Here is a 12,384-nt window from a genome sequence, read left to right on the forward strand (position 1 = left end):
ATATCTCAAATCTCATATCTAATGTCTCACGTCTGTCCCGTCCTGAATTTACTTGACACTTTTTTTATACTTAACTCCTCGTTTTATAGGCAAGTCATTTCGAACCTGTCTCACTTTAGGGAGGCAAAGGGAGAAATCTCGAACTGAATTTCACACCCCAACTTCAATTTTAACTTTCCAGTTTCAAATAGGGACGAGACCTCTCCTGCCGTCGAGGTGACGTAGTCGTAGAAAGCATACTTTGTCATATCTCAAATCTCATATCTAACGTCTCACGTCTGTCCCGTCCTGATTTTACTGGACACTTTTTTGAATTTATGAATTTTAAACTCCGAATAATGAATCAAGAATTCAGCCTCTTGATTGTAATCCAGCATCTACTATCCCCAGCGTACCTCTGCGTCTTTGCGATCTCTGCGAGACCTTTGTCCCGAACTGAATTTCACACTCCAACTTCAATTTTCACTTGCCTTCTTCAAAGACGGGGCGAGACCTCTCCTGCCGTCGAGGTGACGTAGTCGTAGAAAGACATGTCACTTATCTTGTTTCTCGCTTCTCGTATCTAGTTTTACTCGCTTCTCCTCTCGGGTCAATGGTTCAGGAAATTGATCAGGTAGCCTCTGTAGTCATAATAGTCCGGGTGTTCCAAGACATCCTTTCTGTTTCTCGGCCTATCAAAAGGGATGGCCAATTCATCCCCGATTTTGGCATAAGGACCGCTGGTCATCATGATAACCCTGTCAGCTAAGAATATGGATTCATCCACATCATGGGTGATGGCCAAGGCGGTGATTTTCTCCTTTTGCCAGATCTCCAGCAGCACATCTTGGAGCTCTCCCCTGGTGAGGGAATCGAGCATGCCAAAGGGTTCGTCAAGCAGCAGAATCTTGGGTTTCAACGCAAAAGCCCTGGCAATCCCAACACGCTGTTGCATGCCTTGGGAGAGTGAACTGGCTTTTTTATGGAAATCGTTGCCCAAGCCTACTTTGTCCAGGTAATATTTGCAGATATCGGTTTTTTCGGCACTGCTGGCATGTGGAAAAACCTGCTTGACACCGATCATCACGTTTTGTATGGCCGTAAGCCAAGGGAGTAGGCTGGGGGATTGGAAGACCACGGCACGGTCAGGACCTGCGCCTGTGATTTCTTGCTGGTCTACATAGACTTTTCCCCCGCTGATTTCATTGAGCCCTGCGATCATGGTGAGCAATGTGGATTTTCCACAACCTGAGTGTCCGATGATCGATACAAATTCCCCCTGACGGACAGCCAGGTGGAGATCGTCAAGTACCACATAGTCCCCTTTGCCGGTGGGATAGACTTTTTTGAGGTTTTGGCACACCAGCATGTCGGGTTTGCCTTCGAGATGCGGAATAGTGTAGGTGTTTTTGTCTAATAGTGCTTCCATGGTCTTGCTGTTCTAAAGTTTCAAACTTGGTTTTTCCTTGCTTCCCTTTCTGAAAACTGATCTGTTGGGGAGCTTGGGCTGCAGGTTTGGGAGGATGTATTTCTGATCGCTTACCTGTCTTCTGGTAGCCCCTACTTCTATGAGGTATTCCAGTATGTCATTCCTCAAGATCTTGTATTCCCTGTCTTTGTTGATTTCCGTGACTATCCTGGGCCTTTCGAAGTTTACTTTGTATTCCGGCCCGAGTGTTGCTTTGGGACCTGGTGTCAGTGGGATGATGCGATCAGCCATCATGATTCCCTCGTCCACATCGTTGGTGATGAGGATGGCTGTTTTTTTGTCCTGGCTCCAGATTTTTACGATTTCTTCCTGCAGGGTTCCCCTGGTCAATGCATCCAATGCACTGAGTGGCTCATCCATCAGCAGGATCTCTGGATCCATAGCCAGGGCCCTGGCCACAGAAACCCGCTGCCGCATGCCGCCGGAGAGCTCAGAAGGCATTTTGTCTATGGCCGGACTGAGGTTGACCATATCAATGTACTTTCTGATATGGGTGTCTTTCTCCTTTCTGCCAAGCTTGGGGAATACCTCGTCTACAGCCAGTTTCACGTTTTTGAATACGGATAGCCAAGGTAGCAGGGAGTAGTTTTGGAAGATGACCCCCCGGTCTGGGCCCGGTCCGGTGATGGGCTTGCCATGCAGCAGGACTTCTCCGCTGTCGGGAAGCGCTAGGCCATTGATCAGGTTGATCAGGGTTGTTTTTCCGCTGCCTGAGAATCCTACGATGGCTACAAACTCCCCTTCGTTGACGGAAAGATTGATGTCCGAGAGTACCTCCACTTTTTTGGAGCCGGCTCCATAGGATTTGGAAACATTTTTTAATTCGAGTAGTGCCATGGTATTATGCTTTGCTGAATGACATGAGATTTTGAAGGGTGAGCATGATCCTGTCCAGCATAAAGCCAATAAGTCCGATCACAAACATGGCTACGATGATTTTGGCATTGGAATCATTGGCGCCGTTTTGGAATTCCTCCCAAACGAATGAACCCAAACCGGGACTTTGCGCCAGCAATTCTATTGCGATCAATACCATCCAGGCGACCGATAAGGTAATCCTCAGTCCCGTGAAAATCAGTGGGAACGATGCCGGGATGATGATTTTGAATATTTTTTGGCCTATGCTCAAGTTAAGTACTTTGGACACATTCATATAGTCGTTGGGTACACTGGATACGCCCATGCTTGTATTGATCAAGGTGGCCCACATGGCGCACAATCCTACACTGATAAAGGAAATGATAAAGGATTTGTCCATATTGGGATCCGTGATCAGGGTCTTGACGATCATGAATACCAGCAGCAACCAGACTACAGGTGAGACAGGTTTGAGGATCTGGATCAGCCAGTTGAAGGAGTTTCTGAGCACCTCGCTCAGTCCGATGACGATCCCGATCGGTACTGCGACCACCAGTGACAGAAAGAATCCAGCCGCCACCGTCTTTAGGCTTGTTCCGATTTGGTCCAGAAAAGAAGGCCTTCCGGTATATTTGATGGGGGGCAGGCCCTGTGCTGCCCTTTTGGAATTGGTCTGTACGACTTTCTGTTTGAAGTCCGCCTTCTTTCCCGAAATCTCCAGGTGGTCTCTCCAGAGGGATTGGTAGGCTGCGAATACCTGTGAAGGGGAGGGAAGCGTGTTTGGTTGGCAACTGACATCTCCTGATTCGATGCAGGATTTCATGGCCAAAGCCGCTTCTTCCCCTTGTTCTGTTTTGGCTTTTTCTATCCTTACGGCTGCTTCCTTATTGTATAGATAGGAGGCGCCCATATGCCATAAGGCTATGAAGATAAAGATGGATGCCAGCGGGAATATAGATTTCTTGATAAATATTGCCATATTCTTTTTGGTTTCTTCTCCGCTGACCATTCGGATCATGGGTTCCAAAAAGCCCAGTCCTACAAACCGCAGTGTACTGATTGATTTCTCTTTCATTTGTAAATTCATTCTGTTGAAGTTGGGGCAAGGGCCGGGATGATTTCCGGGCCCTTGTCTGTTCTAATCCTTGTTGCCGATTTTAAAGCTGTTGATATATCCGATCGGATCTTTTCCATCATAGGAATTTCCGTCGATAAATGCGGTGGTAGGTGCTTTGTAGCCATCCGTGTCGGGAATGTCAGCTGGTTCAAGATGGCCTTCCTTGACCAATAATTCTGCTGCCTTCATCCAGATGTCCGGACGGTAGATGTCCTTGATGGTCTCTGCATACCATGCCGCGGGTTTGCTTTCGGGGATCTGTCCCCATCTTCTCATTTGGGTCAGAAACCATATTCCATCTGAATAAAATGGATAGGTGGCATGGTACCGGAAGAACACGTTGAAATCAGGTGAGGGTCTTTTGTCTCCTTTTTCGTATTCAAAGGTTCCAGTCATCGAGTTGGCGATAACTACCGAATCCGCTCCCACATAGGCTGAGTTGGCCAAAATACCTACCGCTTTCGGCCTGTTTCCTGGGGTGTCTAGCCATTTTCCTGCCCGTATCAGGGCTTTGGTCACAGCAATGGCGGTGTTGGGATTTTCTTCCATAAACTTTTTGGTCATGACAAATACTTTCTCGGGATTGTTCTTCCATACATCGTTGTTGGTCGTCACGGGAACTCCGATACCTTTGAATACTGCCTGCTGGTTCCATGGCTCACCTACGCAGTATCCATAGATGGTTCCAGCTTCCAGGGTGGCAGGCATCTGTGGTGGAGGGGTTACAGAGAGCAATACCTCTGCGTCCACTTGTCCCTGGATATTGTCGGCGGTATAGAATCCAGGGTGGATCCCCGCTGCACTCAGCCAATACCTGAGTTCATAATTGTGGGTGGAGACAGGGAAAACCATCCCCATTTTGAAGGTTTTTCCTGCATTGTTGAATTCCTTGATAACAGGTGCCAAGGCATCTGCTTTGATGGGGTGGATAGGCTTGCCTTCGGCATCTTTTGGTACGTTAGGCTTCATTTTGCCCCATACTTCGTTGGATACAGTGATCCCGTTGCCGTTCAGGTCCATGGAGAATGCCGTGACCAATTCGGCCTGTCTGCCAAACCCGGCACCGGCGGCGATGGGTTGCCCCGCCAGCATATGCGCCCCATCCAATTGTCCGTCGATAACCCTGTCCAGGATGTTTTTCCAGTTGGACTGGGCTTCTATGGTTACGAACAGCCCCTCGTCTTCAAAGTAGCCAAGTTCTTTGGCAATGGCCAGAGGGGCCATATCTGTCAGTTTGATAAATCCGAATGTGAGTTGTGGTTTTTCTATGTCAAGTTGGACGGTGGAGGAGGTGGCAGATTCCGATGTGCTTGCGCTATCGTTGGCGGTATTGCCTCCGCAGCTATATAGGGTACAGAGGAAGGCTGGGATAGCTATGGCCTTGATGGCTTGGTTTTTTATGGATATCATATGTTTTTTCGTTTATCGATGTTTTTGGAATACTTTATTTTTCTGAAGTGAAAAGTGTAGGGGAAAAGGTGATCATGGTCCAGGCCCAGTTTTGGATCGAGGTTTTGTCACCACCTCGGAGTGCCTGCATGGTGTCAGTGGCAAACATCTGGGAATATCCTAGGTGCCAGAGTACTCCCCCTTTAAGTTTTTTGATGAAGACCAAATCGATCTCCGTGCCCATGGCTTTGTCCAGTTTTGCGCCGTCATTGCCAGTTTGTGTGGATCCTGTCAGAAATTCGTGGATATTCATTTTCAGGGCACCTCCTGCTACATTGAAACTGGTTTTGAAATACATATCCGTGACCCCAACTGCTCCGTTTTGTGGTCCGACATAGAAATAATCCATAAAACCGTTGTGGGCATGGTTGGTGCCGAAATCAGGACTGAAGCTGGTGATTTTGGACCCGGTAGGATCATTGTCTCCAGAGATGTATTCTACCCCAAAGGTCAGTGGGGTTACCTTTGTTTTGAATGTGGCATTGATGCCTGCCAAAACAGCGCTGATGCTCCTCTGTCCCTGTTTTCCGGTTTGGTAGTAAAAGTCCCCGCCTATTTTCACTCCGGAAAGGCCCGTGTGTCCGGTGAAGCCCAGTGTCTGCTTCTGGGATACTGTCGAGTCGGCGTTTTGGTAGCCATTGTTCATGGCGATCAGTGAAAGGCTGCTTGTCTTGGAGGTTTTGTTGAACCAGCCGTACTGCATGGTTTTATAATTGCCGTTGACATTGTAAAACGAGGCGCCTGGCGCTTGTAGGAATGCGGGCTCCGGTACATCGCTGTCTTGGTTGTAGGCCAGTCCTACATGGAGCTTGGTGTTGTTTTCCAGACCTTCGTACATCAGGAGCATGGCGTCGTGCCTTCGTCCCTGCTGGGCCCATTCCAGGCCGCCCAAGATCCGCTCGTTGTCATAGGAGATGATCTGCCGACCGACTTTCACTGAGTAGACAGGGTTTAGGTAATATTGACCCCAAGCTTCATTGATAAAGGCTTTGCCGTTCTCTTGCTTGAATATCTGGGGGCTTTCCCCCCAAATCCTGATGTCCTGGAAGGATACCCTTACTTTGATGGCTTCTGATGCATAGTCCAGGTATAGCCTGGATCTTTGTTCGGTAAAGAGTGCCGGGTCTTTGGATTGGTCGGTCAATGTCTTGAACCCGTTTCTGAATTCTGTTCTGGGCCTGACTTCTGCAGACAAGGTGATCTGTGCCGAGACCTTTAGCGTGGTCAGGCAGATGAGCAAGGTAGATAAGTAAATGATTTTTTTCATGGCTGGTTTTTAAGTGTTGAGAGACTGTGTTTCAATGATTATTAAGTATAAGTACTTAATTATTGTTGCAAACATACGTAAGTGGAGGTTTGTGTTTTATGGGATAGGGCAGGTTGAAACAATCTTTTATACCATAAAAAAACCTGCTATTTAGCAGGTTTGTAAGATTAAAAAGCTTAAATACAGGTGTTTGTGGTGTTTTAGCTGTCTAGGAAATGGTTGTGTTCCGAAATCTCTTTGCTAAGTATATTTACGTTTTTTATGCCAATCTTTTTGCCAGCAGCAAGGATAAGGCCTTCTTTTTTCAGGGATGAGATGGTTCTGATCACTTGTTCGTCGGTTGTCCCCGCAAAATCCGCGATCTCCTTCCTGGATAGCTGTAGGTTCAAAAAGCCTTTGTGTTGGCCAAATTTTCGGTTGATATATAGGATGGCGTCAATGATTTTTTCCCTCACGGTCATCTGTGCGAATTTCTTTACCTTGGTTTCGCTCCTATTGAGTTCTTCGGCATAGAAGATCATCAAATCGTAGGTGAGGGAAGGGATGGTGAGCAGCATTTCTTTCATTTCTGTATTGGAAAAATTGCACAATATCGTGTCTTCAAGCGATACTGCACTGATTTGGTAGAATTGCCCTACTCCAAATCCCCGATGGCCTATGATCTCACCGTTGCCCGCCATCCTTACGATCTGTTCCTTGCCGTTCAGGCCTGTTTTCGCAACTTTTACCTTCCCTTCCATGACGAAATACAGCCCATGCACAGGAGCGCCTTCTATGATGAGGTTCTGGCCTTTTTTGCATTGGACCATGCTTTTCCTGTCGATAAATGATTTCATTTGGGCGAGATGCCTGTTTTTCTTGATGATGCAATGGTCGTTGTGGCAGCTCTGGCAATCTGATTTTAGAATAGGCATGATACCAATTGTTTTAATTTCGTAATTAAGTAAAAATACGTAAAAATAATATCAATTCATAGCCGTTACTTAGAAAGACGTATTTGGACTGGGTTTTTTACAAGATTAATTCTTCTTACTTTTGCACCCGATTAAACAATTGACTATCATTTTGGTATCTTATTTTTATCTATGTTAGAAACACTCCAAACAAAACTATTGCAGATCATTTCCAATAGGTGATAGTAAGGGCAGTTTACGACAGTCAGATGGGCTTTTTTTTTTAGATTTTCTGATTCTTCAAAAATGAAGATGGTAAGAGCAGGGGTGTCGATGTTTGTTTTGGGTGCATACTTATTTTTTTGATCACAGTGAGAGATCTGGGAGGTCATCATAAATTCAATCCCGAATACAAAATCAGAAGTAGCCTGCTCGTCTATGCAATGGTGGTGGGTAGGTATTCCATGTTTGTAGGAAAACAAATCACTTGGGCCAGCTCCTAATGGCTATGTGAGTATCCCAGAGGGAATATTTTGATTATTTTTTTTTATTGGATGTTTTATTTCGTTTACGCAAACCTTTGCATGGTGATAGTTTTGCGTTTCCTTTTTTTATTAAATATTTAGCTGTTGTATTGTGATATCAAGCAACGCTAAAAACGAAAGGTCCAGCCAAGGAATTATGATGGCGAATGTGGATTTTCAGCTTTCTGGGGATGGGCTATCGTAGGTCTTTGGAGTCATTGAAGCCGCAAATGCCGTCAACTCCCCAGTGGTCATTCAAACCTTGTCGGTGACTATACCGGAAAGGGAATGGAAGTCAAAATCCATAGATGATGCAGGCAATAGCTTGAAAGAATACCAAGATAGGCAAAGGGACTCTACCAGGGTTTTTGCCTGAGTGACCTATTACCACAATCAATAACCCAAAAACCAAATTTTAATGACCCTGACTGTAATAAGTTTTGTGAGTTTCACCCTATTTGTGGCCTGGTACGCCTGGTACAAAACGAGAAAAGAAGACCTTTCTACCCAAGAAGGGTATTTCCTTGGGGGAAAGAGCCTCACCGGGATAGTTATTGCGGGATCCATGATCATGACGAATATTTCTACCGAGCATTTGGTAGGCATGAATGGATCGTCTTATAAAAACGGCTTTATCATCGTGGCTTGGGAGGTGACTTCTGCTTTGGCGTTGATCTTGGCAGCGGTATACTTTGTGCCCAAGTACCTAAAGATGGGGCTGACTACAATCCCCCAATATTTGGAGATGAGATTTGATGCTGGGACTAGGTCAATGGTCGCTTTTTTTCTGTTGGTTTCATTTGCAGTTACTTTACTTCCAATAGTTCTTTTTACCGGTGCGATCAATTTAGAAAGCATATTCGAAGTATCCTCAGTGCTGGGGGTGACCCATCAGGAAGGCCTTTGGGTTACGGTTGTCTGCGTTGGGATACTGGGCGCTGTCTATGCTGTTTTTGGAGGCTTGAAGGCTGTGGCTGTTTCGGATACGATAAATGGCTATGGGCTATTGTTGGGAGGGATTCTGGTCCCATTGCTTGCCTTGATCATGATTGGTGAGGGCAATCCCCTTTCAGGTATTGCCAAGGTGTTTGAAAACAGCCCAGAGAAATTCAGTGTGATAGGTGAAAAGGATTCGGTGCTTCCATTTGAGACACTCTTTACGGGGTTGATTATCAACCAGATTTACTTTTGGTGTATGAACCAGACCATCTTACAACGGGCTTTGGGGGCAAAAAATCTAAAAGAAGCGCAAAAGGGGTTGTTGTTGACAGGGGCTTTGAAATTATTGGTTCCGTTTATCATCATTCTGCCCGGTGTGATTGGTTTTTATTATTTCGGGGATTCATTTATGGATGATCAGGATTTGGTGTATCCCGCTTTGGTCAAAAAGGTCCTCCCGGTAGGTCTGAAGGGTGTTTTTGCCGCCATAGTAATGGGAGCGGTATTGAGTACATTCAACAGCGTATTGAACAGTGCATCCACCATCTTCAGTATTGATATTTACAAAAGAATCATCCAGCGCTCTGTGTCTGACAAAAAATTGGTCAGAATAGGGAAGGTCTCTGCGGCGGTATTGGCAGTAAGCTCTATTTTGGCAGCACCGATGGTGGCAAGTGCACCCGAAGGGCTCTTTCAGCTCCTGCAGCAGCTGAATGGTATTTTCTTCATACCTATCGCATCCATTATGTTGGCTGGTTTTTTTACAAAAAAGGTGACCCCAACTGCTGCCAAGTCAGCTTTGCTTGTAGGCTTGGTATTCTACATCATGGCGACCTTTGTCCTTCAGGTAGACATCCATTTTGTACATATCTGGGGGATTGAGTTTTTGCTCAACTGCCTGGTGATGTTCTTGGTGTCTTATCTCTGGCCTTATACAAGTCTTACAAAAAATACTTATAAATACAGTGATTCCCAAATGAAGGGTTGGCGCTTTGCTGGCTTGGTGTCTGCGGTCTTGGTAGTCATTACAGTCACTGTTTATATCATCTTCGGATCCATCTAAATTACTATTCAATATCATGGAAAAATTAAAAAATTACATCAATGGGAAATGGTCTGAGAGTTCGGAAAGCCAGACTTCCCCGGTAATCAACCCCGCCACCCAGGAAGTCTTGGCACATGTTCCGATGGGAGCAAACACTGCCAAGGATTTGGATGCCGCCATAATGCACGCACAGGCAGCCTACTTGGAGTGGAAAAACGTGCCGGTAATGCAGAGGGTGCAGCCACTTTATAAACTCAAATCACTTTTGGAGGAGCATAGGGAGGAACTATCCAGAATCATCACCCTTGAATGCGGGAAATCAATAGCAGAGTCCAGGGCAGAATTGCAAAGGGCCATTGAAAATGTGGAAACAGCCTGTGCCACGCCTACATTGATACAGAGTGAGTTTTCCGAAAACATAGCCAGGGGCGTTGATGAATTTATGATCAGACAGCCATTGGGTGTTTGTTGCTGTATTTCGCCTTTCAATTTTCCGGGAATGATTCCGTTTTGGTTTTTGCCATATGCCATTGCCTGTGGCAATTCCTTTGTGTTCAAGCCTTCCGAAAAAGTGCCATTGACCATGGTGAGGGTATTTGAACTGATGGAAGGGATAGGATTGCCGGACGGATTGGTGGGGTTGGTCCACGGGGGCAAAGATACCGTAGACGCAATGTTGGAGCATCCCAAGGTGAAGGCTATCAGCTTTGTGGGATCTACCCAAGTGGCTCGGTATATCTACAGCAAAGGTGCCGCCAATGGCAAGCGTGTCCAAGCCCAGGGAGGTGCCAAAAACCCAGTGGTAATCATGCCCGATGCAGATCTGGATGTCACTTCCAGGATCATTGCCGACAGCGTCTATGGCTGTGCCGGCCAAAGGTGTCTTGCAGCATCCAATATCATTACTATTGGAGACCAAAGTGGGGGCATCAAAGAAAGCCTTTATGAAGCTGCAAAACTGAAGGTCACTGGCTTTGGCTTGGATGAGTCCGTAGAAATGGGACCGGTGATTTCTTCCCAGAGCAAAGGGAGGATTGAGATGTTGATCGAGAAGGGGAAACAAGAAGGTGCCAATCTGCTGCTGGATGGCAGGAACTGTAAAGTGCCAGGCTATGAACAGGGGAATTTCATTGGCCCGACCATATTGGAGGGACTTCCACTGGAAGGGGATGTGGTGAATACCGAAATCTTTGGTCCTGTGATGAGCTTGTTGCCTATGGATAGTCTAGTCCAGGCATTGCAATTTATCAATTCCAATAATTATGGGAACATGGCCTGTATTTTCACGGGTAGTGGTGCCAGTGCAAGAAAGTTCAGAAATGAAGCTGATGCGGGCAATATAGGGGTCAATATTGGAGTGGCAGCCCCAATGGCCCAATTTCCCTTTAGTGGTTGGAATGACAGTTTCTTCGGCGATCTTCATGGACAGGGAAGGCATGGGATAGAGTTCTTTACCCAGACGAAGGTGGTCATCGAAAGATGGCCAAAGGAATGGACTAGGAAGTTCTAAAACCAAAATTGGCAGTAGGGCTTCCATGCCAGGGACAGGTTGTTTAGTCCTGAAAGATCTTCATATAGCCTGCTTACCCTAGGTGTTGATTCGCCATTCTGCAGCTGGGCTTTGAAACAACAGTGGAAGGCCTATTATGTCCCTATCCAAGCTTTATTGAAATAGTATGTATGTACCAAAAATCATAACAATGGAAAAAATAAAAATCGGTGTCATCGGAATGGGAAGGATTGGTAAAATCCATTTCGAAAACCTGAAAAACCAAATTGAAAATGCAGAAGTGGTAGCGGTTTCGGACCCCAATTTAAAGGAGGATCTCGGTGTACCCAATATGGAAGCCTTAGATTTGATCCAAAGCGGACAGGTGGATGCAGTAGTCATCTGCTCTCCCACAGACACGCATGCTGATTACATCTCCGCATGTGCTGCTGCTGGGAAGCATGTTTTCTGCGAAAAGCCACACGACCTCTCCATCTCAAGAGTCATCGAGACCCTGGAGGAAATAAACCAGGCTGGTGTAAACCTAATGCTTGGGTTCAACAGGAGGTTTGATCCCAATTTCCAAAAAATCAGAACGCTGGTTCAGGAAGGGGAGATAGGGGATGTGCATATGCTGAAAATCACAAGCAGAGATCCTGCGCCTCCTTCTTTGGAATACCTGAAAAGTTCAGGAGGGATGTTTTTGGACATGAGTATCCATGACTTTGATATGGCCAGGTTTATTATGGGAAAAGAAGTAGAGGAGGTATATGCGGTTGCCGCGGCATTTGTTTCTGATGATGTCAAGGAGGCTGGGGATTATGATACGGCTGTGGTTACATTGAAATTTGAAGATGGATCCATGGGGGTGATAGACAACAGCAGAAAGGCGGTATATGGGTATGACCAGCGACTTGAGATCTTCGGGTCCAATGGGATGGCTAAGGTGGACAACAACAAGCCTGATACCCATGTGCTCTATAACCAACATGGTGCCCATGGAGCTTTGCCTCTGAATTTCTTTATGGAAAGGTACACTTTGTCATATCAAATCGAGATGCGAAGATTTGTCGAATCACTTACCGGTGGGAGCCAAATGCCTGTCTCTGGTTTTGATGGCCTCCAGGCTATGCTGATCGCTCTTGCTGCGCAAAAATCAGTAATGGAAAAAAGGCCCATAAGACTCAAGGAAATAGAAGATAAGGTTGGCATTTTATTGTATTGAAAAGAAAATAAAGGTTTTTTGTAAGGGAAAAACCTTTTAATTGGGCTAATTATCCTTTGCAAACCTTTGCATAACTAATTTTGTGACCCATTGAAATTATATCTAAATTA

General features: G+C 45.9%; 9 protein-coding genes. 3 read left to right on the top strand and 6 right to left on the bottom strand.

All coding sequences use genetic code 11. The annotated features are described in order from the left end of the window. Nucleotides 1-589: 589 nt before the first annotated feature. From ACFSKL_RS09195 to ACFSKL_RS09220, 6 genes are all read right to left on the bottom strand, one after another. Nucleotides 590-1,408 carry an ABC transporter ATP-binding protein gene (locus ACFSKL_RS09195; protein WP_376885579.1) on the bottom strand — a complete coding sequence of 273 codons (819 nt, stop codon included), beginning with the start codon at nucleotides 1,406-1,408 and terminating at the stop codon, nucleotides 590-592. 12 nt (nucleotides 1,409-1,420) lie between these two features. Next, nucleotides 1,421-2,305 (bottom strand): ABC transporter ATP-binding protein, encoded by an 885-nt coding sequence (locus ACFSKL_RS09200; protein WP_376885581.1) that lies wholly within the window; start codon nucleotides 2,303-2,305, stop codon nucleotides 1,421-1,423. Nucleotides 2,306-2,309: 4 nt separating this feature from the next. After that, the gene (locus ACFSKL_RS09205) at nucleotides 2,310-3,401 is read right to left on the bottom strand and encodes an ABC transporter permease (RefSeq protein ID WP_376885583.1); all 1,092 of its coding nucleotides are present in this window, start codon (nucleotides 3,399-3,401) and stop codon (nucleotides 2,310-2,312) included. Between the two features lie 63 nt (nucleotides 3,402-3,464). Next, nucleotides 3,465-4,853 (bottom strand): CmpA/NrtA family ABC transporter substrate-binding protein, encoded by a 1,389-nt coding sequence (locus tag ACFSKL_RS09210; protein WP_376885585.1) that lies wholly within the window; start codon nucleotides 4,851-4,853, stop codon nucleotides 3,465-3,467. A 34-nt stretch (nucleotides 4,854-4,887) separates the two neighbouring features. After that, nucleotides 4,888-6,159 carry an alginate export family protein gene (locus tag ACFSKL_RS09215; RefSeq protein WP_376885587.1) on the bottom strand — a complete coding sequence of 424 codons (1,272 nt, stop codon included), beginning with the start codon at nucleotides 6,157-6,159 and terminating at the stop codon, nucleotides 4,888-4,890. A 200-nt stretch (nucleotides 6,160-6,359) separates the two neighbouring features. Then, nucleotides 6,360-7,073 carry a Crp/Fnr family transcriptional regulator gene (locus ACFSKL_RS09220; protein WP_376885590.1) on the bottom strand — a complete coding sequence of 238 codons (714 nt, stop codon included), beginning with the start codon at nucleotides 7,071-7,073 and terminating at the stop codon, nucleotides 6,360-6,362. A 921-nt stretch (nucleotides 7,074-7,994) separates the two neighbouring features. On the opposite strand from ACFSKL_RS09220, the gene ACFSKL_RS09225 reads away from it, so the two are divergent. From ACFSKL_RS09225 to iolG, 3 genes are all read left to right on the top strand, one after another. Continuing rightward, the gene (locus tag ACFSKL_RS09225) at nucleotides 7,995-9,578 is read left to right on the top strand and encodes a solute:sodium symporter family transporter (protein ID WP_376885592.1); all 1,584 of its coding nucleotides are present in this window, start codon (nucleotides 7,995-7,997) and stop codon (nucleotides 9,576-9,578) included. Between the two features lie 16 nt (nucleotides 9,579-9,594). Continuing rightward, complete coding sequence (locus ACFSKL_RS09230; RefSeq protein WP_376885594.1) at nucleotides 9,595-11,070, top strand: CoA-acylating methylmalonate-semialdehyde dehydrogenase; 1,476 nt, start codon at nucleotides 9,595-9,597, stop codon at nucleotides 11,068-11,070. Nucleotides 11,071-11,260: 190 nt separating this feature from the next. Further along, nucleotides 11,261-12,274, top strand: a complete 1,014-nt coding sequence (iolG, locus tag ACFSKL_RS09235) for an inositol 2-dehydrogenase (protein ID WP_376885596.1) — start codon at nucleotides 11,261-11,263, stop codon at nucleotides 12,272-12,274. Nucleotides 12,275-12,384: the final 110 nt, after the last annotated feature.

It is taken from the genome of Belliella marina (assembly GCF_042682445.1).
Taxonomy (GTDB): Bacteria; Bacteroidota; Bacteroidia; order Cytophagales; family Cyclobacteriaceae; genus Belliella; species Belliella marina.